The sequence below is a fragment of the Achromobacter sp. ISS7 genome (genome assembly GCF_056523125.1).
Genome location: NZ_JAWRZD010000001.1, coordinates 2,271,449 through 2,294,069 on the forward strand (window position 1 = coordinate 2,271,449; position 22,621 = coordinate 2,294,069).

A 22,621-nucleotide genomic window follows, 5' to 3' on the forward strand; every position below is an offset into this window, starting at 1 on the left:
ACCTTGGTCAGGCGCGGTCACGGTTCAACGTGGGATTGCGCATTGGGACATTCGGGGGCCGTGCCCCAGTGGCCGGCGCAGACGCGCAGGCGGCATTGTTCGCTTTCGAGAAAGCCGAGCTTGCGGCATTCCCCGAGGCGGGTGGCGAGCGACGATCCCGGCAACTCGCGCACGAAGATACCGTCGGTCTTGTAGACCTTGGTGCCAGGCGGCGATGCCGGCGGCAGGCCGTAGGCCATCAGCGTCGCCAGCAAAGCCGCGTCGCTGTCATTGCGTGGCGTCGCCTTGCCGCGCGCCGGCGCGGTCTTCGACGTCGATGCCGGCGCGCCAGGCGTTGCCGCGGCCACCACGGTGGCTTCGCGTGAACGCTCGGCGCGCTGCGTGGTCGGACCGGGCGCCTTCGGCTGCGCGGCCCGCGGCGCGGCGGCGGGCTTGGGCGCGGCGGCCGTGACCGCCAGCGCCGCCAGCGGATTGGCGGGTTCGCCCTGGTCGGCGGACTGCGTCAATTGCGCCAAGGGATGATCGTCGATGATGGCGGCCGCGCTCGGCGGTGGCGCTTGCGCGTCCGCCGGCATGCGTGCCTGCGCGACCGCGGCCGCATTGCCCTGTGCGTTGGCCGGTGTCGCGCCCGCGGCAGTGGCGGGCGCGTTGCCCGCGGGCCGGGCATCCGGCTCCATGCGCGCCACGACGACCGGCAATTCCGCCGTGTCATAGACCGCCCACAGCCCCGCGCCGACACATCCCAGGAACAGCACCAGCAACACCAGCAGCGGCGTCTTCGAACGTTGCCTGGGCGGCAGGTGCTTGGCCTCGGCCTCGGGCACGCGGCCCTCGAGCGTGGCGAGAATGCGCGACGACTGCGGCTCATCCGCGGAGGATGAGCGTCCGGCTAGCAAGCTGGGAATAGAGGGCGGTGGTCGCGATCTTTTTTCGTCTTCTGCCATGCGAGGTCCCGTGTCGGCAGGGGCGCACGAAGCCCCTTTAACCAAGGTGTCCGAGAATACCTGATGACATCTTTTAGATCACGGCTTGTTGTTACGATTCCTAAAGCATCGACGCCGTCTGCAACGCCCAAGCGCTTGCCTCAATCCCGAATAGAACAAAAGATTACGCCTTCGTGATTGAGGGATACCGTTGCTAGTTCTACTGCCCCTATATTTTCTGCTCGCGATTGGCGTCTCCGCGCTGCTGGTCTTCCCGTCCTTCCGGGCGGGAACCGCGCGGAGCGTGCGTGCGTTCGCGCAGGGAATGCGGCGCCGCGTGGCGCGCGGCGCGGGTCAGGCGGGCGATGTGGTCGGCGGCTCCGCGCAGGTGGTGCGCGCGGGCGTTGGCCGGGCCGGCAATACGTTTTCCGCCTACCGCTGGCAGATCGCCGCGGGCCTCGCGGTCGTGTTGCTTCCGTCCCTTTTCGCTTTCGTCATGCGACACAATCACACATTTATTTACGAGGATCGGATGGCCGGTCCGGACCCTCGTATCCAGGCCCTGCTGACCGGCGAAAGACTGGTGCCGCCGCCGCCATTGCCGCCCGAAGTCTTCACCACGCGCGAAGTGGAATTGGTGCGCCCGAACCTGGGCGGCGCGAGCCGCGACTGGAACCTGCTGGACGCCGATTACCGCCAGCGCCTGCTGGCCGCGTATCGCATCATGCGCGAGGAGCATGGCTATGAGATGGTGCTGATCGAGGGCTATCGCAGCCCCGAGCGCCAGGAAGAACTGGCGAGCAAGGGTTCGCACGTGACCAACGCCGGCGCCTACCAGAGCTATCACCAATACGGCCTGGCCGCCGACAGCGCGTTCCTGCGCGACGGCAAGGTGGTGGTCTCGGAGAAAGACCCCTGGGCCATGCGCGGCTACGAGCTGTTCGGCGAGACCGCCGAGCGTGTCGGCCTGACGTGGGGCGGCCGCTGGAAGCTGATGGACTTCGGCCACACCGAATTGCGGCGTCCGGGCGTCATGCGACGCGACGCGGGAGCCGCGCAATGATCCGATCATCTCGCGCGACTACCCTGACCCAGCCGTTCCCCCGACCAACCGATCACCGCTTCGAACTCTCATGACCCGCTTTCTCAAAACCGGCCTGCTGCTGGCCCTGGTCTTCGGCGTCGTCTGGCTGGCCGTCATCATCTGGTGGCAGGAGTCGCGCACGCTGCCCACCGGCGTGGACATCGGCCTGTACCTGTTCGCGTTGCCGCTGGCGCTGATCGCGGCCGGGTGGGCGGGCCTGCGCATCGCGCGCGCCCGCCGCGAGGCCCGCGCCGCGGCCGCGGCGACGCCTGCCGCCGCGCCGGGCGACCAGGCGCCCGTGGCGCCGCCGGCCGCGACCCGGCTGGTGGTGCTGGCGAGCACCGCGCGCGCCGCGCCCGGCAGCGATGCGGCCGCCATCCACGAAGCGTTGGCGAAACAGCAGCGGCCCGACCTGGACGACATCCTCAAGAACGCCCGCGGCTTTCCCATTTTCAGCGCGCGCGCGGCGCACCTGGACAACGACATGCTGCGCGAGGCCGCCGAAACGCACGCCGCGCCCGCCGCCGCGCAGGCCGAGGACTGCCTGCGCGCCACCGCCCTGCTGTGCGAAGTGGTCGAGAGCCTGTCACGCGACGCCCGCGCCCACGTGCTGGAACACGGCACGCCGGAACGCGACGACGACTGGCCGCTGCTGCAGGTCGAATTGCTGCTGCCGGCCCAATGGCCGCCCGCGGCCCGCGAGCATGCGCTGGCGCAGGCCCGCCTCATCGCGGCCTGGCCCGCCTCGCGCCTGACGCTGCGGCAACACGAGGCGCGCGACGCGCTGGCCAGCGACGGCCTGCTGCGGCAACTGGCGCTGGAACCGGCCACGCCGGCGCGCGCGCCGCTGCGCATCGTGGCGTCGGCCGATTCCTATATCGACACCCACGTGGTGCAGGACTGGGACGCGGACGGCTTGCTGGTCGATAGCGCCAATCCGCAGGGCCGCGTGCCCGGTGAAGCGGCCGCCGGCCTGCTGCTCGACCTGAACCTGGCCGACGCCGGCGCCAACGCCCCGCCCGCGCCGCCGGCCGGCGCCTTCGCGCTGGCCCTGTCGCCCATGGCGCACCGCGCCACCGGCGCCGATGCCCGCGGCGCCGCCAGCGAACCGATGCTGGCCGAGCTGGCCAACCGCTTCCTGCAACAACAGGACCGGCGCGTGGAGGACATCCGCGCGCTGGTCAGCGACGCCGATCATCGTGGCAGCCGTCCGCTCGAAACCGCGGGCCTCGCCAGCACCCTGTTCACCGCGCTCGACCCGAACCAGGATTGCCTGGCCGTGGGCGGCGCCTGCGGCTACACCGGCGCGGCCGCGCACCTGCTGACGCTCGCGGTCGCCAGCGAGGCCTGCGCGCAAGCCGAAGCCCCCGTCATCGCCGTCATGACCCAGGACCCCGCCTTGCGCACGCTCGCCCTGCTGTCCCCTTCCCCCTCCGCCTGACCCCCATAAAAAAAAGCCAGAATCATGCGTAGCCCTTCAGGTTTCTTCTCCGGTATTTCCAGCGCCCTGAGCGAAGGCCGACATTGGACATCGCGCGCGCTCGGCAGCCCGCGCCTGTTCATGGCGCTTGGCCTGATCGCCCTGATCGTGTTCCTGTTCCTGTTCGCCGACACGGTCGAGATCGGCCTGGCGTGGGCCGGCATCGCGCTGGGCATCTTCCTGTTCCTGTGGCTGTGCGCCTACCTGTGGCGCCGGCGACGCGCGCGGCGCGCCAACAAGAACCTGGGCGACATGCTGGAGCAGCAGGTGCAGACCGGCGCCGCGGCCGCCAATCGCGGTGACGTGGACGCGCTGCGCACCCGGCTGGTGCAGGCGGTGCGCACCATCAAGACCTCCAAGATCGGCCAGGTCTCGGGCAACGAGGCTCTCTACGAGCTGCCCTGGTACATCGTGATCGGCAACCCGGCCGCGGGCAAGAGCAGCGCGGTCATCAACTCGGGCCTGCAGTTTCCGTTCGCCGACAAGAACGGCGCGGCGGTGCGCGGCGTGGGCGGCACCCGCAACTGCGACTGGTTCTTCACCACCGAGGGCATCCTGCTGGACACGGCCGGCCGCTATTCGGTGCACGAGGAAGACCGCAACGAATGGATGGGGTTCCTCGACCTGCTCAAGCGCCATCGCCCCAAGGCGCCGATCAACGGCATCATCGTCGCCGCCAGCATCGACGAACTGACCGGCGCGGGCCCCGAGTTCGCCATCAACCTGGCCAAGAACCTGCGCCAGCGCGTGCAGGAGCTGACCGACCGGCTGGAGGTGTTCGCGCCGGTCTACATCATCTTCACCAAGGCCGACCTGATCTCGGGCTTCAGCGAGTTCTTCTCGGACAGCGACCAGCGCGAGCGCGACCGCGTCTGGGGCGCCACCCTGCCCTACGGCGCGGAAGAGAACCGCGACGTGCTGGCCCTGTTCGACGAACGCTTCGACGAGCTGTACGAAGGCCTCAAGGAAATGGGCACGGCGCAGATCTCGCTGCGCAACAACCGCGAACTGCCCCCCGGCCTGCTGACCTTCCCGCTGGAATTCGCCGGCATCAAGCCGGCGCTGCGCACCTTCCTGTCGACGCTGTTCGAGACCAACCCGTTCCAGTACAAGCCCGTGTTCCGCGGCTTCTACTTCACCAGCGCACTGCAGGAAGGCGTGTCGCAAAGCACCTCGACCGAGCGGCTGGCCGAGCGCTTCGACCTGCGCCCGGCCGCGCGTGGCCAGGCCCGCAACGTGTCCTCGCACAACGGCTTCTTCCTGCGCGACCTGTTTTCCAGCGTGATCTTCGCCGACAAGAAACTGGTGCGCCAGCACGCCAGCCCGGCCAAGACCCGCATGCGCTACCTGACCTTCTTCGGCCTGGTGCTGGCGCTGGGGCTGGTGCTGGGCGGCTGGAGCTGGTCGTACCTGGGCAACCGCCAGCTGGCGCAGAACGTGCAGGCCGACCTGGACAAGGTGGTGCGGCTGCAGAGCGAACGCACCGACCTGCAGAGCCGCCTGGAGGCCATGGAGATCCTGCAGGACCGCATCGAGCAGCTGGACCGCTATTCGGCCAGCCGCCCGTGGTCGCTGGGCCTGGGCCTGTACCAGGGCGACGTGCTCAAGGAACGCCTGCTGGCCGAGTACTACAACGGCGCGCGCCAGTTCATGCTGAGCCCGGTCAAGGTCAGCCTGGAGGACTTCCTGGCCAAGGTCGACATGTCCGGCGCCGCGGCGGCGGCCGGCGGCACGCCCAAGCCGGCGCCGCAGGCGCTGCGCGCCGCGCATGCCGCGGGCGGCGACACGCTGTTCCAGGACGCCTCGCCGACCAACGCCGACGACGCCTACAACGCGCTCAAGACGTACCTGATGATGGCCAATCGCCAGCACGTCGACCCCACCCACCTGTCCGACCAGATCACGCGCTTCTGGCGCGGCTGGCTGGAGACCAACCGTGGCGCCATGCCGCGCGACCAGCTGATCCGCAGCGCCGAGCGCCTGATCTCGTTCTACGTCAGCCGCGCCCCCGACGCCGGCTGGCCGCAGATCGACACCAACCTGGCGCTGGTCGAGAAGACCCGCGCCAGCCTGCGCGCCGTGATGCAGGGCATGCCGGCGCGCGAACGCGCCTACGCCACGCTCAAGGCGCGCGCCGCCACGCGCTTCCAGACCATGACGGTGGCGCGCATCGTCGGCGAGAACGACGCCGGCGTGGTGGCCGGCAGCTACGCCATCCCCGGCACCTTCACCCGCGAGGCCTGGGAGCAGTACATCCAGCCCGCCATCAACGAGGCCGCCAAGAAGGAAGTGCAGACCAGCGACTGGGTGCTGGGCGTGAACGCGCGCGATGACCTGACGCTGGACGGCAGTCCCGAGCAGATCCAGAAGAGCCTGGCGACCATGTACAAGATGGAATACGCCCAGGAATGGCAGAAATTCCTGCGCGGCGTGACCATCAAGCCGTTCACCAGCTTCGAGCAGTCGGTGGGCGCGATGAACCGCCTGGGCGACCCGCAGACCTCGCCCATCGCCAAGCTCATCAACACTGCCTATGAGCAGACCTCGTGGGACAACCCCTCGCTGGTCAACGCCGGCCTGCAACAGGCGCAGAGCGGCGTGGTCGGCTGGTTCAAGCGCGTGATCCTGCGACAGACGCCGCCGGCACCCGCCGCGGCCACGGCCGCCAACGGCGAGGCCATTCCGATGGGCCCGGTGGGCCGCGAGTTCTCGGACGTGGCGCGCCTGGTGGTGACGCGCGAGAACCAGTCGCTGCTGGGCAACTACATGGGCGCGCTGTCCAAGATCCGCACGCGCTTCAACCTGCTCAACAACCAGGGCGACCCCGGCCCCGGCTCGCTGGTGCTGCTGCGCCAGACACTGGAAGGCAAGGATTCGGAACTGGCCGATGCCCTCAAGCTGGTCGACGAGCAGATGCTGGCGGGCCTGTCGGCGACCCAGCGCGAAACGCTGCGCCCGCTGCTGGTGCGGCCGCTGATCCAGGCCTACGCCGTGGCCATGCAGCCGGCCGAGTCCGAACTGAACAAGGTCTGGAACGCGCAGATCTACCAGCCGTTCAACCAGACCCTGGCCGAGAAGTATCCGTTCGCCTCGCGCGCCAGCGTCGAAGCCAGCAGCGACGAGATCGGCCAGGTGTTCGGCCCGCAGGGCAGCATCGCCAAGTACGTCAACGACACGCTCGGCCCGCTGACCGTGCGCCGCGGCGACATCCTGACGGCGCGCACCTGGGGCGACATGGGCGTCAGCCTGCAGCCGACCTTCACCGCCAACTTCGCGCAATGGGTGGCGCCGCTGTCCGGCGGCGCGGCCGGCGCCGGCGCGGCCAGCCAGCCGCAGACGCTGTTCCAGATCCAGCCCAAGCCGGCCTCGGGCGTGACCGAGTACACCATCGAGATCGACGGCCAGCAGCTGCGCTACCGCAATACGCCGCCGCAATGGGTCAACTTCGTCTGGCCCAATGCGCAGGGCGCGCCCGGCGCGCGCATCACCGCCACCACCTTCGACGGCAGCGTGGTCGAGATCGTCAACGAGCCGGGCCGCTTCGGCCTGGAACGCCTGATCGCGACCGCCCAGCGCACCTCCAACGCCGACGGCAGCTTCAACATGAGCTGGGGCAAGTCGAACGTGACCGTGCCGGTCAAGCTGCGCATCATCAGCAACGCCCAGGCGCCCGGCGCCGGCGGCAGCGAGCCCGGCGGCAGCCAGGGCCTGCGCAACCTGCGCCTGCCCTCCTCCGTGGTGGGCGCCACGTCCGAATCCTCCTCCGCCCAGACGCGACCCGGAGCGCCGCAATGAGCAACCTGCAGTCCCCCCTGTTCCGCACGGCCTACTTCGGCAAGATCCCGGCGCGCGGCGACTTCGTCAAGAACACCTCGCATCCGCAGCTGATGAGCACGCTGGACGGCTGGGTCGCCAACACCATGGAGCTGCTGGCCCAGGACCCGCACTGGAAGACGCTGTACGACGAGGCCGAGCCGATGCCGTTCGCCATCCTCGGCTCGCGCGGCAAGCTGGCCATCGCCGGCCACCTGCAACCCAGCCGCGACCAGTCGGGCCGGCGCTTTCCGTTCCTGTCGGCGACCTCGGTCGAAGTGCAGCGGCCGCTGGCGTTCATCGCCCGCAGCCCGATGGCCTTCAGCCGCCTGTGGAACCGCATGAGCGGCGCGGCCTCGCTGCTGATGACCGACGCCGATCCCGGCCCGGCGCTGCAGACCCTGAACGAACTGGAGGGCGAGATCCGCACCGAGGCCGACGACGGCTTCGATGCCTTCGTCGACCTGCAGACCGTCGAACGGCTGCAGGCCATGCTGCGCGGCAACGGCCATGCGGCCAACGTGCACGACATCGTCCTGGCGCTGGGCATCCTGCTCGAACCGGTCATGTCCAGCGGCTCGTCGCAGCTCGATCGCGGGCTGGCGCTGCCGCTGCCCGACGATCCGCTCTACATCAACCTGGTGGCGTCGTACTGGATGACGCTGATCGCACCGTTCCTGGCGCGCGCGGATTTCGAGATCGCGGTGTTCATCGGCCGCATCGGCGGCAAGCATCGCCTGGTGGCGGGCTTTCGCGGCGCCTCGCCGCAAACCCTGGCCAGCCTGCTGTCGACGCCGCAGGCCTTCGCGGAACAGCACATCGTGCTGGAAGACGCGCCCTGGGTGCGCAACCACGTGTCGGCCAGCCACGGCCTGGCCAAGCTGTCCAGCTATCTGGACCAACCGCGGCTGTCCCTGCGCATGGCGCTCGACACCTATCTCGAAGTCTTCACCGGAGCCTGACCATGCGCGTCTCTCTCCTGATCATGGCGGCGCTGTTCTCGTGCGCCGCGGCGGCGCAGGACGCCGCCACCGTCGTCCCCGCCAACGTGATTCCACAACCCGGCCAGGTGGTGGCCAGCGGCGCCGTTCCCGACGAAGCCACCAAGGCCGACGTGCTGGCGCGGCTGCAGCAGGTCTACGGCGTGGGCAACGTCATCGACCAGATCGAGGTCGGCGGCGTGGTCGCGCCCCCCAACTGGTCCGAACACGTGGGCAAGCTGATCGGCCAGCCGCTCAAGCAGATCAACCGCGGCCAGCTGGAAGTCGACGGCACCCAGATCCGCCTGCAGGGCGAAGTGCAGAACGAGGCCTCGCGCCAGCAGATCGCCAGCACCTTCGCCACCTCGCTCAATCCGACCTACAAGATCGTCAACGGCTTGCGCGTGGCCGCCGGCAAGGACGAACAGGGCCTGCTCGACAAAGTGCTGACCAACCGCGTGGTGGAATTCGAGACCTGCAGCGCCACGCTGACGGCGCGCGGACGCGAGCTGCTCGACCAGGTGGCCGACGTGATTCCCAAGCTGCACAGCGACAAGGTGCAGATCATCGGCCATACCGACAGCTCCGGCAGCCGCAGCACCAACCTGGCGCTGAGCCAGGCGCGCGCCGACGCGGTCAGGGCCTATCTGGTGGACAAGGGACTGCCGCCCGGCCGCTTCGAGACGCTGGGCGCGGGGCCGGACCAGCCGGTGGCCACCAACGCCACGGCCGAGGGCCGCGCCAAGAACCGCCGCATCGAATTCCGCGCCAGCCGCTAAGCGGCGGTCGCGCGCTGACTGCCGGCCCGCGGCGCCTGGCACGCGTTCCATTGCGTACCGACGCCCCGCCCCCCGCCATCCCTCATCCCTGGCGCTGGCGATTGCGCCGCTGCGCCGGGGCTTGCCTTCAGCCGTTGTTCTCCGGCGGCTTGGGCACGCCCAGCAGCTCTTCCAGGCCCGACAGCGCCTCGCCGTTCTTGACCACGGTGCGCAGCCACAGGTGCAGCGACATCTCGCCCCAGCTGGCGGCCTTGTCGGCCAGATAGGCCACGGGGCTGTGCGGTTCGGTGCGGCGGAAGAACTCGGCCACTTCGCGCAATTGCGCCAGGGCCTGGTCGCGCGTTTGCAGCGGGCCGCGCGTGGCCGCGGGGGCCGTGGGCGGAAGGTCGGCAGCGGTCAAGGTAGGCTCCATGCGGGTGATGGGCGCGCCGGCGGACGGCGCGGCCTGCGCGGCCGGCGCCGGCGCCAGGTCGGCGCGCACCAGCAGGCCGGCCTCGCGGGCGAAGCGATGCACCAGTTCGGTCACGTCCTTCAGGGCGGTGCGCACCGGCGTGATGGCCGGGCCCTCGTCGCCCAGGCGCTCGGTCAGCGTCAACTCCAGCACGTCGACCGCGCCGAAGCAGCTCTGCAATTGGCTTTCCAGCTCGGAGTAGAACGCCGGCGGCGTATCGCGGCGCGCGGCGTCGAACTGCTCCAGCGTGACCTTGCCGCGCGACATGTCGGCGGCGTTCTGCGGCGTGCGCTTGATGGCGTTGGCCAGTTGCGAGGCGCTGTCCCACAGCACCGCGCCGAAGCGCCCGCCCTCGGACTGCGTCAACGGCAGTTCGCGCACCAGCTGCTGCGAACGCGCCAGCAGCCAGGCCAGGTTGCCCACGCGCTGCTGCACGTCGCCCTCGTCGGGCACCGGATGCAGCCCCTCCCAATAGCGCCGGCACAGGCCGTCCACCAGCAGGAAGCCGTCGCGCAGGCCGGCAAAGCCGCGGGTCTTGGCCCAGGCCTCGGCCAGCCAGGCGGCCACGCGCACGTCCTTGCTGCGCTCGGTCAGCACTTCGGTGCAGATGCGGATCACCTGCGGCCAGTCGGCTTCCTTGATATCGATGACCCAGTCGCCCTGGTCCAGGTGCGGGTCATCATGGCGGCGGGCCTCGCGGATGGCGTCGAATTCGGCCGAAAAGACCATGTCGGCGCCACAAGGCGCCTCGCCCGGAATGGGCTGCAGCAGTGCGTCGATATCGCTCATAGTGTCTTGTGTCGTTGCGGGTGGCGAGCCATGCGCAAGCGGCGCATGGCCCGGCGGCGAAAGCAGCGATGATCCCATATCTGTAACGGCGTTACGTTGGAACATGACACGCCCTATTACAAAACGCATCAGGGACCATCGCTATCATGCAAGCTCTCCAAACACAGGGAGTCGCGATGAACAAATCATTCCACATGATGCCCAACGGCCACTTCATCAACGGCACGCCGCGGCGCTGCCCGGACGGCACCTACGTCGGCGACGGCGGGCCCATCACCCGCGCGCCGGACGGCACCTACGTCGCCGGCACGCCGCAGCGCGCGCCCGATGGCCGCTACCTCGGCAGCGGCGGCCCGGTGCGCATGGCGCCCGATGGCAGCTTCGTCGTCGGCCCGCCGCGCATGGCGCCGGACGGCACCTATCTGTAAGCAGACTTAACCTTCATTCAGGAGCAACGGGCGGCCATGGCGCAGCGATCCGTAATACGCAAGGGTGACCGCACGTCGCACGGCGGCGTGGTGGTGACCGGGGATGAATCCGTGCAGATCTTCGGCCAGCCCATGGCGCGCGTCGGCGACCGCGTCACCTGCCCCAAGTGCGCGGGCCAGCACACCATCGTCGAAGGCGTGCAGAGCGTCAGCTCCGACCGCCGCACGGCGCTGGAAGGCATGAAGACCTCCTGCGGCGCCACGCTCATCGCCAGCCAGCAGTTCTACCAGCTCGAACATGGCGGCGGCGACGGCGGCGGCTCGGGCGTGAACGCTGCGCCCCAGGCCTTGCAGGCCGGCACGCCGGCGGCGCTGGCCGCGATCGAACCCGTGGCGGCGCAGGACGCGCCGGTGAAATGCGCCCAGGTGCAGGACACACTCAAGCTGACCGAGGCCATGTTCGACGCCAAGCGCGCGCCCGTGAAGCTGACCGGCCCGTCGGCCTACCAGCCGCCCGCCAACCTGGCACGCGCGGGGGACGACAAGTGCGTCATGTATGAAGCCTGGCCCGCGGGGCAGCGCGTGCCGGTGGTGCTGGAACCGCGCGATCCGCTCTGGACCGGCGACCTGATGCAGCGCCGGCCGCAGGAATTCACCGAGCGCCTGACCGAGGAACCGCAACCGCAACCGGAGCAGGTCGCCAAGAGCCTGGGCATCGCCCCCAAGGCGATGCTGCAGGGGCGCGATCTGCAGATCCGACTGGCCAAGGGCATGGCGCTGGAAGACCGCATCACGCGGCTCAACGCGCAGGTGGTGAAAGGCCCGCCCTGGGCCGACCCGACGCGCGCGGCGCACACCGTGGGCGAGACCATGTTCTCGCGCATCACGCTCTACAGCATGTCGGGCGAACAGGCCATGATCGACCACGCCGTGCTGCACGAGCTGGCCCACAGCTACGCCAACAACGCCCGCGTCGACATGAAGGCCTGGGGCGCCGCCGCCAAATCCGACGGCAATTCTCCGTCGGACTACGCCAAGGCCGGTCCGCCCGAGGACTTCGCCGAATTCGTGGTGATGGCCATCGCCACCCAGGGCACCCCCTGCGAGGACTACGCGCGCTCGATCTACCCGGCGCGCTACCGCCAGCTGGACGCGATGAACCTGCTGGACAAGGCCCCCGCCGCCCAGCCCGCCTGACGGGCGCGCCACGGCGGGGCGATTTGCGTCCGGGCCCGAGGGTGAGATAACATACGTTCCATATACAAACCATATATGGAACACTCACTATGGGCATCGTCAAGATTTCCGAGCAGATGCACGAGAACCTGCGCGTGGCCAGCAGCGCGCTGAGCCGCTCGATCAACTCGCAGGCCGAGCACTGGATGCGCATCGGCATGCTGTCCGAGCTCTACCCCGAGCTGCGCCACGCCGACATCTGCCAACTGCTGATCCGCATCGAGCAGGCGGAGGGCTTCAGCATCGCGGCCCTGTCCCAGGGGCAGGCGCCCACCGGCCAGCAGGAGGCCGCGTAAATGGCGCGCAAGGTTTCCATCAAATCCGCCGCCGACATCGCCATGGCCCGCCAGGCCGGCGCCCTGGCGGCGGACGTGCTGCACATGATCGCCGAGCACGTGCGCCCCGGCGTCACCACCGACGAGCTCGACCGCATCTGCCACGACTACATCGTCAATGTGCAGAAGGCGATCCCGGCCAACGTCGGCTATCACGGCTTTCCCAAGACCATCTGCGCCTCGGCCAACCACGTAATCTGCCACGGCATCCCGTCGGCCAAGGTGCTCAAGAACGGCGACATCCTCAACATCGACGTGGCCGTCATCAAGGACGGCTGGTACGGCGACACCAGCCGCATGTACTTCGTCGGCCAGCCCAGCCCGCTGGCGCGGCGCCTGGTCGCCACCACCTACGAGGCCATGCGCGCCGGCATCATGGCGGTCAGGCCCGGCGCCACGCTGGGCGACATCGGCCACGCCATCCAGACGGTCGCGCACCGCGAGCATTTCAGCATCGTGCGCGAATACTGCGGCCACGGCATCGGCCAGATCTACCACGACGAGCCGCAGGTGCTGCACTACGGCCGCCCCGGCGAGGGCCTGGTGCTGCAGCCGGGCATGATGTTCACGATCGAGCCCATGATCAACGCCGGCAAGCCGCAGAGCAAGCAGCTGCCCGACGGCTGGACGGTGGTCACCAAGGACCGCTCGCTGTCGGCCCAGTGGGAACACATGGTGGTCGTCACCGACACCGGCTACGAAGTGCTGACGTCCTGGCCGGACGGCTTCGGCGACTACCCGCCGATTCCCTGACGCCTCTGGCCGGCGACGGCAATTAACGGAGTGCGACGCGCGCGGGGCCCGGTCATGATCGGGCCCTCGTCGTTTTCGCGGCCCCGCCGGCCGCTGCCTCCATGCCCGCCCTGCCCGCGGCGTTCCGCCGCCTGGCCGCCTCCAATCTGGCCGCCCAATGCTCCGAACAGATCGCCCTGGCGGCGGCGCCGCTGGTGGCGGTGCTGGCGCTGGGCGCCAACGCCGCCCAGACCGGCTATCTGCAGACCGCCCAGACTCTGCCCTTCCTGCTGCTGTCACTGCCCGCCGGGGTGCTGGCCGACCGGATCGCGCGCCGCGCCCTGATGACCGCCGCCGAATGCGCGCGCGCCGCCAGCCTGCTGGGCCTGCTGGCGCTGCTGGCGGTGGACGGACTGAACCTGGCCGCGCTGGCGGTGCTGGGCTTCCTGGGCGCGGTCGGCACGGTGGCCTACAACGTCGCCGCGCCCGCGCTGGTGCCGACGCTGTTGCCGGCGACCCAACTGGCGCAGGCCAACCGCTGGCTGGAACTGGCGCGCAGCGCGGCGTTCTCGGCCGGGCCGGCGCTGGGAGGCGCGCTGGTCGGCGGCATCGGCGCCGCCGTCGCCTACGGCCTGGCCACCCTGCTGTCGCTGCTGGCGGCGGGACTGCTGGCGGGCCTGCCGCCCGAACCGCCGCGCGCGGCGGCGCGCCGCCACCTGGGGCGCGAACTGCGCGAAGACGCCGCGTTCGTGGCGGCGCATCCCTTGCTGCGGCCGGTGCTGGTGACGGCGGTGTGCTTCAACACCGCCTGGTTCGTGCTGCAGGCCGTATACGTGGTCTATGCGGTGGAGCGGCTGGGCCTGACCGCCGCCGGCGTGGGCATGACGCTGGGCATCTACGGCGCGGGCATGCTGGCCGGGGCCCTGGCGGCGCCGTGGCTGGCGGCGCGCCTGTCGTTCGGCGCGCTGATCGCGGCCGGCCCGACCTGCGCGCTGGCCGCCAGCCTGATCCTGCTGTCGACGCTGGCGTGGCCGGCGGGCGCCTGGGCCGGGGTCGGCCTGTTCCTGTTCGGCGCCGGGCCGATCCTGTGGACCATCGCCACCACCACCTTGCGCCAGGCGGTCACGCCCAACGCGCTGCTGGGCCGGGTCTCGGCCGTGATCGTCACGGCGACGTTCGGCGCGCGGCCGGTGGGCGCCCTGATCGGCGCGACCCTGGCGGCGCGACTGGGCATGGACGCCTGCCTGTGGTTGTCCAGCGCGGGCTTTGCCGCCCAGTTCGTGGTGCTGCTGGCCTCGCCGGTGGCGCGGCTGCGCCGCCAGCCGGAAGCCGTGGCGGGCTGAACGGCGCCATGCCGCGGCGGCGAGGGCTTCTGTTGCGGTCCCGCCAGGCCGGATCTGTATCTGGCGGCGGCGGGCGGCGGCCGCTAGACTGGCCTGCCATCGAGGCCGCCGCCCGCGGCGCCTCGCCCGACTCCCCCTTGCCGCCATCATGCTGAACATCCTGGGAAAAGCCTCCTCCATCAACGTCCGCAAGGTCCTCTGGACCTGTGTCGAACTGGACCTGCCGTTCACGCGAGAGGACTGGGGCGCGGGCTTTCGCCCGACGGCCGACGCGGCCTTCCTGGCGCTCAATCCGAACGCCATGGTGCCGGTGCTGCGCGACGGCGACTTCGTGCTGTGGGAATCGAACAGCATCATCCGCTACCTGGCCAACCAATATGGCGGCGACGCGGTGCATCCGCTGTATCCGGCCAACGCCAGGCTTCGCGCCCGGGTCGACCAGTGGATGGATTGGCAGGCGACCGATCTGAACCGGTCCTGGAGCTACGCTTTCATGGCGCTGGCGCGGCAATCGCCGGCGCACCGGGATGCCGCCGCCATCGAGGCCTCGAGCCGCGACTGGGCGCACTTCATGGGAATCCTGGAACAGCGCCTGCGCGACACCGGCGCCTACGTGGCCGGCGAGGCCTTTACGCTGGCCGACATCGCCATCGGCCTGTCGGTCAACCGCTGGTTCGCCACGCCGCTGGACGGCGCCCTGCGGCCTGAACTGCCGGCGGTGGCCGCCTACTACGACAGGCTGGCCGAGCGGCCGGGCTATCGCGCCCACGGCCGCAACGGCACCGCCTAGCAGGCGGCCCGGCGCGTCACTTCACCACGCCGCAGACCATGCGGCCGCCCCCGCCGCCCAGCGGCTTGGGCGTGTCGCTGTAGTTGTCGGCGCCGACGTGGATCATCAGCGCATGCTGCTTGACGTCGGCCAGCTTCAGGCGCGGCGCCACCACGGCGGTCTTGGCGTTGCCATCGGCGCCCACGGTGATGAACGGCAGGTCGCCCAGGTGGCCGTCGGTGGCCAGCGGGCCCTTGTGCGCTTTGGTGCCCTGCGGATCCAGGTGGCCGCCGGCGGCGCCGCCCGGCATCACCTTGCCGTCGACCGTGGTCGACGCGCAGGAACCGTTTTCATGCACGTGGAAGCCATGCTCGCCCGGCGGCAGGCCGGTGAGCTTGGGCGTGAACTTCAGGCCCGCCTTGGTTTGTTCGAGCGTGATGGTGCCCGCGCTCTTGCCCACGCTGCCGTCCTCGTTCAGGACCGACATCGTGACACTCTCGGCCTGGGCGGCGGCAGAGATGCCGGCCAGCGCCAGCGTTGCAACGAGAATCGAGAATTTCTTCATGGACTTGCCTCCTGGGAGAGATGCGCGTGATACGAACCGCCCGGCTGGGCGGAGAGCGTTCCGGGGGCCTGACGGCGGGCCCGGAGACTGCCAAAGACAATAGCACCGCGCCAGGGCGCTTCGCCAGCAATCTTCGTTCCTGATACATCGGACACGTCCGCAACTCCGGCGCGCGCCCCTTTGGCATCCGCGCGTCGGCCCTAGCCCGTCGCCAGCAGTACCGCCGCGTGCAGCAGCACGCCGATCAGGCCGCCCACCAACGTACCGTTGAAGCGGATGTATTGCAGGTCGCGCCCCACGCTCAGTTCCAGTTCGTCCACCAGGTGGCGCTCGTCCCACAGCTTGACGGTGCGCGAGATGTGCTCGGTGACGCCGATGCGCAGCCGCCCGGTCAGGCGCCGCGCCGCGCCCAGCACGTGGCTGTTGATGGCCTCGCGCAGGTCCGGGTCTTCGCCCAGCTTGCGCGCCAGCGCCAGCAAGGCGCTTTCCAGGTGCGCGGCCAGGGCCGAATGCTCGTCGCTCAGGTCGCGCCGCAGCGCGGCGTGGATGTCGTCCCACAGGCCTTGCACGTATTCCTGCACCTTGGGGTGGTCGATGGCGCGCTGCTTCATGGCCTCGACCTGCGCGGCCAGCGCCGGATCGGTGCCCAGGCGCGCGATGTAGTCCAGCACCCAGGCCTCGTAGTCGCGCCGCACCGGGTGGTCGGGCTCGGACAGCACGTCGCGCAATTCCTGCACCAGCGCGCGCGCCAGGCGGTCGGCCAGGTTGTCGGCGATGCCGTCGACCGAGGCGATGACGTCCACGGCCGCGATGATGCGCGGCCATTCCTTGCGGGCGAACTTGACCAGCAGCGCCGAGGCGCGTTCCTTGACGTCTTCGTCGCCCAGGTAGCCGCCCAGCCGCTCCATGGCGGCGTCCAGCAATTCCTGGTGACGGCCGTCGCGGGTCAGGAGGCCCAGCACTTCGCCGGCGGTGCCGGCCGCGTCCCAGCGCCGCAGGTTCTTCACCACGAATTCCTGGATCACGCCGCGCACCGCGTGGTCGTCCAGCAGGTCCAGCGTCTGCAGCGCGACGCGCCGCGCGCCATCGCTGAGCGCGTGCGCCTGCTTGGGCCGCGCCAGCCAGCGCGACAGGCGCGCGGCCGGGTCGAAGCCGCGCAGCTTCGCCATCAGCGTATCGGGGTCGAGGAAATGGTCGCGCACGAACACCGCGAGGTTGTCGCCGATGCGGTCCTTGTTGCTGGGGATGATGGCGGTGTGCGGAATCGGCAGGCCCATCGGCCGGCGGAACAGCGCCACCACCGCGAACCAGTCGGCCAGCGCGCCCACGGTGGCGGCCTCGCAGAAGGCCCGCACCCAGGCCCAGGCGCCCTGCCCGCCCATGACGTGGCTGGCGATGAAGCCGCTGATCATCGCCACCAGCAGGGCCAGCGCGGCGATCTTCATGCGCCGCAATTGCGCGCGGCGCGCTTGCGACGCCAGCGCCGAGCGGGTGGCGAAGGCCGGCGAGGACGGACTGGCGGAAGGCGGCGTATCGGTCATGGGGTCTCCGGCGGGAATGCCCGCCCAGCATACCAAGCCGGGCGGCCACGCCGCGCGGCCGTCAGTCCTCGGGCCCGGCCAGCGCGCCGCGCAGCCAGGCGATGAAGGCATCGGCATGGGCGGTGCGGGCGCGGCCGGCGGCCGGCACCGCGCGCAGGCCGCCGTCGAACGGCACGAAGCCGTAGGGCGCCACCAGCTGCCCTTCCTGCAACTCGCGCGAGATCAGCCGCCGTTCGACCAGCGCCACGCCCAGGCCCGACAGCGCGGCCTCGATGCACAGGTGAGTGTGCGGAAACGCCAGCGTGTCGCCTTGCGCCGCCGGTTGCCCGGTGATGGCCTCCCACTGGTTCCAGGCGCTGGAGGTGTATTCATGGGCGATGCGCACGCGCGTGGTCGGCTTCTTGCGCGCATAGGCCGGCGTGCAGACCGCGCCGAAGCGCACCGGCGCCAGCGCCAGGGCCTGGCGCCGGTCGGCCTCGGCGTAACCGGACAGGTCCCAGGCCAGGATCAGGTCGGCGCCCTCGTTGCGCATTTCGCGCGCCGAGGTCATCGACAGGCGGATGCGGATCTCGGGGTGCTTGCGATAGAACACGGCCAGTTGCGGCACCAGCCAACGCATGGCGAAGGTGGCGCTGCAAGCCACGTGCAGTCCCGGCGCCTGCGATTCGCGCGCCAGGCGCTCGTAGGCGTTTTCAAGCTGGTCGAAGGCCGCGCGCACCGAGGCGTAGAACGTGGCGCCGGCCTGGGTCAGGCGCAGGCCGGTGCCGTCCTTCTCGAACAGCGCCACGCCGGCGTGTTCCTGCAGCAGGCGCAGATGGCGGCTGACGGCGCCGTGGCTGCGGCACAGTTCCTCGGCGGCGCGGGTGACCGAGCCGCTGCGGGCGATGGCTTCGAAGGCGCGGACGGCGGACAGGGGCGGCAACTGGCGCATGGCGGGTCATCTGTCAGGAAAACTGACGAAGGGGCAGAAAAACTGCATTGTCGGATCCAAGGCCCGTTTTTAGCATGTCGGCATTGCAATCGCTAACCGCCCGCTCCACCGGCGTACATATCCGGCGCCAGCGTGCCTGTGCCGATTTCCGCTTGTTTGAATTAACTGACGATCATCCCAACCCGAAATCCTTTCCGGAGCCCCCCATGCACATTACCCACCTGGCCGCCCACGAAGCGCTGGACAGCCGCGGCAATCCCACCGTCGAAGTCGAGGTCCGCCTGGCCGACGGCGCGCAGGGCCTGGCCCTGGTGCCGTCGGGCGCCTCGACCGGCAAGCGCGAGGCCCTGGAGCGGCGCGACGGCGACGCCGCCCGCTACCTGGGCAAGGGCGTGCTGGGCGCGGTCGGCGCGGTCAATACCGAGCTGCGCGCCGCCCTGCTGGGCCTGCCCGCCGACCAGCAGGCCCATATCGACCAGGTCATGATCGAGCTGGACGGCACGCCCGACAAGAGCCGGCTGGGCGCCAATGCCCTGCTCGGCGTGTCGCTGGCGGTGGCCCATGCGGCCGCCAACAGCCAGCGGCTGCCGCTGTGGCGCCACATCGGCGGCGTGCAGGCGCAGACCCTGCCGGTGCCGATGATCAACATCATCAACGGCGGCGCGCATGCCGACAATCCGCTCGATTTCCAGGAATTCATGATCCTGCCGGTGGGCGCGGACAGCTTCCGGGAAGCCCTGCGCATGGGCGCGGAGGTGTTCCACACGCTGCGCCACGCACTCAAGGCCGCCGGCCACAGCGTCAACGTGGGCGATGAAGGCGGCTTTGCGCCCATGCTGCGCAACGCGCCCGAGGCGCTGGACTTCATCATGGCCGCGATCGAGCGCGCCGGCCTGCGCCCCGGCGCCGACATCGCGCTGGCGCTGGATCCGGCCGCCAGCGAATTCCATGGTCCGGAGGGCTACCGCTACCACGGCGAGAACCTGCTGCGCGGCGCCGAGCAACAGGTGCAGTACCTGGCCGGACTGGTGCGCGACTACCCCATCGTCTCGATCGAGGACGGCATGGCCGAGGACGACACGATCGGCTGGAAGGTGCTGGGCGCGACGCTCGGCGGCGCCTGCCAGCTGGTGGGCGACGACGTGTTCTGCACCAACCCGCAACTGTTCCAGGCCCGCATCGAACAGGGCGTGGCCAATGCCATCCTGGTCAAGATCAACCAGATCGGCACGCTCAGCGAGACCGGCCGGGTGCTGGCGCTGGCGCGCCGGGCCGGCTATGGCGTGGTCATGTCGCACCGCTCCGGCGAAACCGAGGACACCAGCATCGCCGACCTGGCGGTGGCGGCCAACTGCGGCATGATCAAGACCGGCTCGCTGTCGCGCGCCGACCGCACCGCCAAGTACAACCGCCTGCTGCGCATCGAGCGCGAGCTGGGCGCGGCCGCGGTCTATGCCGGCGCCAGCGCGATCGTGCGGCGCGGCTGACGGTCTAGCGCGCGGCCGGCGACGATGCCGCCAGATAGCGGCTCGGCAAGGCGCCGGTCAGGCGCTTGAACATGGCGGCGAAGGCGCTGGCCGTGGCGTAGCCGGTTTCATGGGCCACCACGCCCACCGGCGCGCCCTGCGCCAGCCGGCTCAACGCCACCATCAGGCGCACCCGCTGGCGCCAGGCGGTGAAGCCCAGCCCGGTGTCGCGCAGGAAAAGCCGCGCCAGCGTGCGTTCGGATAGCGCCAGGCGCGCGGCCCAGGCCGCCAGCCCGTCGCCATCGGCCGGCTGGCGCAGCAGGTGTTCGTGGATGGCGCGCAAGCGCGCGTCGGCCGGCCACGGCATGTCCAGGTGGGCCAGGCCGTCCCAATCGATCTCGCGCATCAGCAGCTGCGCGATCAGTCCGTCCTTGCCTGCCGGGTCGTAGTCCATCGGCATGTCGGCGGCGCGCAGCAGCAGCTCGTGCAGCAGCGGCGAAACGCCGGTCAGCGCCGGCCCGCGGCCCGCGCCCAGGCCGGGCACGATGTAGGCGGTGCGCAGCGACACGCGGCCGCGCATGCGGGTTTCGTGCGTCACGCCGGCCGGCATCCACAGCGCGCTGCGCGGCGGCACCAGCCATACGCTGCCGGCGGCGCTGACCTGCATCACGCCCTGTACCGCGTACATGAGCTGGTCGCGCGGGTGCTGGTGCGGGCGGCTGTGATGGCCGTCCGGGTAATCCTTGGGCATCGCGCCCACCGGGCGGTCGAGCCACTGATAGTCGACCTGGTTGGTGCTCTTGCGGGTGCCGCGGGTGCTGTTTTGCGCCGTCATCGTCGGTGCGCCGCCGGGTTGTCCGAAACGGCGTAGTCATTGTCCGGATCCCCGCCACCGGCAGGGTCGCCCGTTCCTAGAATCCGGATTTTGACATTGCCACGGCCCTTCATGAAAAAACACATCCTCGTGCTCGACATCGACGGCACCCTGACCGACACCGTGGCGCTGCACCAGCGCGCTTTCCTGGGCGCGATGCAGGCGCTGGCGCTGCCGTCGCTGGATACGGACTGGGGCGGCTACCCCCACCACACCGACACCGGCATCCTGCGGCACGCGCTGGCCCGCCATGGCCTGGCGGCGCCGTCCGCCGCGATGCAGGCCGGGTTCGAGCAGGACCTGGCCGAGCGCTTTCGCGCCGGCATGGCGGCCGCGCCGATCCGCGAAATCCCCGGCGCGGCGGCCTTCACGCGCTGGCTCGACAGTTCGGACTGGGCGGTGGTCTACGCCACCGGCGGCGTGCGCGCGGTCAGCGGCCTGAAACTGGACGCGGCCGGCATTGCCTACCCGCCCGATGCGCTGTTCACCGCCAGCGAGGAGCCGGCGCGCGACGCCCTGGTGGCGCGCGCCGTGGCCCATGCGCGGCAGATGCATCCGCGGGCATGCGATGGCTTGGCGCTGTCGATGGGCGATGGCCGCTGGGACCTGGAAGTGGCCGCCCGGCTGGGCTTGCGATTCCTGGGCGTGGGCGCGACGGCGCAGGCGCGGCTGCTGGCCGAGCGCGGCGCCACCGTGCTGCCGGACCTGACCGGCGCCCCGGCCGCGTTGACGCGGCTGGCGGCGGCGCCGGCCTGAACGCGTTCACTGGCGTTCAAGACAGCGCCGGCGCAAGCGTCGACGATGGCGGTTTTCGCCGAGGAACCGCGCATGTCCGTCCCCACCGCCCCTGTCGTCCCGTCCGCGCCCGCCCTGCCGGAGAAAATCGTGATCGTGCTGGCGGCAACGCTCGGCGTGGGCCAGGCCGCCAACGTCTCGGCCTGCCTGGCCGCAGGCCTCGCGGCCGCCTCGCCGGGCTGGGCCGGCGCGCCGCTGCGGGATCCGGACGGCATGGCGTCGTCGGCCATCTCGCATCTGCCCATCATCGTGCTCTCGGCCGATGCGGTGCGCATGGCGCAACTGCGCGAACGGCTGGCGCTGGCGCCGCCCGACGGCGCGCGGCTGGCCGTGTTTCCGGCCTACGCCCGCGAGATCCATGAGGCCGTCCAGTATTGGGCGCGGCACCGCGAGACGTCGCATCGCGACCAGCCCCTGCTCGGCGTCGGCCTGGCCGGGGCCAGGCGCTGGATCAACGCGCTGACCGGCAGCCTGCCGATGCTGCGTTGAACGCCCGCGCCAGGGGAACCGGTCAGGCGCGCTCGCGGTACGCCGTGGCGCACAGGATCGACAGGAACAACAGCAACGCCAGCGTGAGCAGCAGGCCGCCCGTCGCCGTGACGATGGCATCCAGCCTGTACAGCGACAGCGCCTCGCGCAACGCGGCGCCGGTCACCTCGGTAAGGCCCGTCAGCAACAGCAGCACGGCGGAGAATGGCCAGACCGCGCCGCGCAATGCCTGGCGCGATTGCCGCCAGCCATAGCCGTCCGCCAGCGCGGCCCGCGGCAGCGCCAGGGACCAGCCCCCCAGCAGGTGCATCACGGGCAGCCACAGGATCAGCAATACCAGCAGCGCGATCATCAGGAACACCGTGCTCGGCGTGTCCGGCATCTGGAAGTACAACGTGAGCGTCAGGCTGCCGCTGACCGCCTTCAAGGCGGCGATACAGACGATCGCGCCGAACACCAGGCCCAACACCCTGGCATGGGCACCATCCAGGCGCGGCGCCTGGCGCGGCGCGCCCGCCAGCTGGCGTTGCCACGCCAGCGCCATGCGCGCCAGGGCCAGCAGATTGACCACCGCCGCCAGCAGGAACCACGTTTGGCGCGGAGCGCCCGCCTGGTTCAGCAGGAGCGCGCCCGGCAACGACAACGCGAACGCCACGCAGGCCCACGGCGCGGCGGCGACCATACCGGGAACCTGTGCCGTGAACTGGCGGGCCGCCAGCGCCAGCAGGCGGCGCGCGGTGATCGAATGCGGCAAGGTGTACCTCTCTCGGTCAGGTCAGGACGACCGGCCTTGCGGCCGATGACGACTCCAGGCCTTA

Annotated in this window: 21 protein-coding genes; 14 read left to right on the forward strand and 7 right to left on the reverse strand. The window is 70.5% G+C overall.

Annotated features, from left to right (window positions below; all coding sequences use genetic code 11):
• Window positions 1–17 precede the first annotated feature (17 nt).
• On the reverse strand, window positions 18–944 hold the full coding sequence (locus tag AC1HFW_RS10215) for a hypothetical protein (RefSeq protein WP_238889846.1): 927 nt from the start codon (window positions 942–944) through the stop codon (window positions 18–20).
• Window positions 945–1,134: 190 nt separating this feature from the next.
• Here AC1HFW_RS10215 and AC1HFW_RS10220 point away from each other — a divergent pair, with 190 nt between their 5' ends.
• From AC1HFW_RS10220 to AC1HFW_RS10240, 5 genes are all read left to right on the forward strand, one after another.
• Window positions 1,135–1,986 carry a M15 family metallopeptidase gene (locus AC1HFW_RS10220; protein WP_054434048.1) on the forward strand — a complete coding sequence of 284 codons (852 nt, stop codon included), beginning with the start codon at window positions 1,135–1,137 and terminating at the stop codon, window positions 1,984–1,986.
• Window positions 1,987–2,056: 70 nt separating this feature from the next.
• Window positions 2,057–3,448 carry a hypothetical protein gene (locus AC1HFW_RS10225; protein WP_479283100.1) on the forward strand — a complete coding sequence of 464 codons (1,392 nt, stop codon included), beginning with the start codon at window positions 2,057–2,059 and terminating at the stop codon, window positions 3,446–3,448.
• A gap of 120 nt (window positions 3,449–3,568) precedes the next feature.
• The gene (gene tssM / locus AC1HFW_RS10230) at window positions 3,569–7,282 is read left to right on the forward strand and encodes a type VI secretion system membrane subunit TssM (protein ID WP_241069061.1); all 3,714 of its coding nucleotides are present in this window, start codon (window positions 3,569–3,571) and stop codon (window positions 7,280–7,282) included.
• The gene (tagF, locus tag AC1HFW_RS10235; RefSeq protein ID WP_006395421.1) at window positions 7,279–8,262 is read left to right on the forward strand and encodes a type VI secretion system-associated protein TagF; all 984 of its coding nucleotides are present in this window, start codon (window positions 7,279–7,281) and stop codon (window positions 8,260–8,262) included. Before tssM ends, tagF begins: the two co-directional genes overlap by 4 nt.
• Window positions 8,263–8,264: 2 nt before the next feature.
• Window positions 8,265–9,059: an OmpA family protein gene (locus AC1HFW_RS10240; protein WP_479283102.1), complete on the forward strand. Its 795-nt coding sequence runs from the start codon at window positions 8,265–8,267 to the stop codon at window positions 9,057–9,059.
• Window positions 9,060–9,186: 127 nt separating this feature from the next.
• Here AC1HFW_RS10240 and tssA read toward each other — a convergent pair whose 3' ends face one another.
• Window positions 9,187–10,299: a type VI secretion system protein TssA gene (tssA, locus tag AC1HFW_RS10245; RefSeq protein WP_006395423.1), complete on the reverse strand. Its 1,113-nt coding sequence runs from the start codon at window positions 10,297–10,299 to the stop codon at window positions 9,187–9,189.
• A gap of 176 nt (window positions 10,300–10,475) precedes the next feature.
• Between tssA and AC1HFW_RS10250 the strand changes: the two genes are divergently transcribed.
• The 6 genes from AC1HFW_RS10250 (at window position 10,476) to AC1HFW_RS10275 (ending at window position 15,163) form a co-directional block, all read left to right on the forward strand.
• Complete coding sequence (locus AC1HFW_RS10250; protein ID WP_006395424.1) at window positions 10,476–10,727, forward strand: hypothetical protein; 252 nt, start codon at window positions 10,476–10,478, stop codon at window positions 10,725–10,727.
• 36 nt (window positions 10,728–10,763) lie between these two features.
• Window positions 10,764–11,924 carry a PAAR domain-containing protein gene (locus AC1HFW_RS10255; protein ID WP_479283105.1) on the forward strand — a complete coding sequence of 387 codons (1,161 nt, stop codon included), beginning with the start codon at window positions 10,764–10,766 and terminating at the stop codon, window positions 11,922–11,924.
• An 89-nt stretch (window positions 11,925–12,013) separates the two neighbouring features.
• On the forward strand, window positions 12,014–12,259 hold the full coding sequence (locus AC1HFW_RS10260; protein ID WP_054434814.1) for a ParD-like family protein: 246 nt from the start codon (window positions 12,014–12,016) through the stop codon (window positions 12,257–12,259).
• Complete coding sequence (map, locus tag AC1HFW_RS10265) at window positions 12,260–13,051, forward strand: type I methionyl aminopeptidase (RefSeq protein ID WP_116521673.1); 792 nt, start codon at window positions 12,260–12,262, stop codon at window positions 13,049–13,051. It begins immediately after the preceding gene.
• A gap of 101 nt (window positions 13,052–13,152) precedes the next feature.
• A complete protein-coding gene (locus AC1HFW_RS10270) occupies window positions 13,153–14,373 on the forward strand; it encodes an MFS transporter (RefSeq protein ID WP_479283108.1) in 1,221 nt (406 codons plus the stop codon).
• A gap of 148 nt (window positions 14,374–14,521) precedes the next feature.
• Window positions 14,522–15,163, forward strand: coding sequence for a glutathione S-transferase family protein (locus tag AC1HFW_RS10275; RefSeq protein WP_061070975.1), 642 nt, complete (start codon window positions 14,522–14,524; stop codon window positions 15,161–15,163).
• Between the two features lie 16 nt (window positions 15,164–15,179).
• Here the strand turns inward: AC1HFW_RS10275 and sodC are convergent, their stop codons facing one another.
• From sodC to AC1HFW_RS10290, 3 genes are all read right to left on the reverse strand, one after another.
• Window positions 15,180–15,707, reverse strand: coding sequence for a superoxide dismutase family protein (gene sodC / locus AC1HFW_RS10280; protein WP_006395431.1), 528 nt, complete (start codon window positions 15,705–15,707; stop codon window positions 15,180–15,182).
• Between the two features lie 200 nt (window positions 15,708–15,907).
• Window positions 15,908–17,152, reverse strand: coding sequence for a DUF445 domain-containing protein (locus tag AC1HFW_RS10285; RefSeq protein WP_479286487.1), 1,245 nt, complete (start codon window positions 17,150–17,152; stop codon window positions 15,908–15,910).
• Between the two features lie 157 nt (window positions 17,153–17,309).
• Entirely contained in the window at window positions 17,310–18,179 is an 870-nt protein-coding gene (locus AC1HFW_RS10290) for a LysR substrate-binding domain-containing protein (RefSeq protein ID WP_479283110.1), read from the reverse strand.
• 206 nt (window positions 18,180–18,385) lie between these two features.
• Between AC1HFW_RS10290 and eno the strand changes: the two genes are divergently transcribed.
• Window positions 18,386–19,666: a phosphopyruvate hydratase gene (eno, locus tag AC1HFW_RS10295; protein ID WP_479283112.1), complete on the forward strand. Its 1,281-nt coding sequence runs from the start codon at window positions 18,386–18,388 to the stop codon at window positions 19,664–19,666.
• Window positions 19,667–19,670: 4 nt separating this feature from the next.
• Here eno and AC1HFW_RS10300 read toward each other — a convergent pair whose 3' ends face one another.
• Window positions 19,671–20,480, reverse strand: a complete 810-nt coding sequence (locus AC1HFW_RS10300; RefSeq protein ID WP_479283114.1) for an AraC family transcriptional regulator — start codon at window positions 20,478–20,480, stop codon at window positions 19,671–19,673.
• A gap of 111 nt (window positions 20,481–20,591) precedes the next feature.
• Between AC1HFW_RS10300 and AC1HFW_RS10305 the strand changes: the two genes are divergently transcribed.
• Together AC1HFW_RS10305 and AC1HFW_RS10310 are read left to right on the forward strand one after the other, a co-directional pair.
• Window positions 20,592–21,275: an HAD family hydrolase gene (locus tag AC1HFW_RS10305; RefSeq protein ID WP_479283116.1), complete on the forward strand. Its 684-nt coding sequence runs from the start codon at window positions 20,592–20,594 to the stop codon at window positions 21,273–21,275.
• A 72-nt stretch (window positions 21,276–21,347) separates the two neighbouring features.
• On the forward strand, window positions 21,348–21,803 hold the full coding sequence (locus tag AC1HFW_RS10310; RefSeq protein WP_479283118.1) for a DUF2000 domain-containing protein: 456 nt from the start codon (window positions 21,348–21,350) through the stop codon (window positions 21,801–21,803).
• 22 nt (window positions 21,804–21,825) lie between these two features.
• Here AC1HFW_RS10310 and AC1HFW_RS10315 read toward each other — a convergent pair whose 3' ends face one another.
• Window positions 21,826–22,557, reverse strand: coding sequence for a hypothetical protein (locus AC1HFW_RS10315; RefSeq protein ID WP_479283120.1), 732 nt, complete (start codon window positions 22,555–22,557; stop codon window positions 21,826–21,828).
• Window positions 22,558–22,621 lie beyond the last annotated feature (64 nt).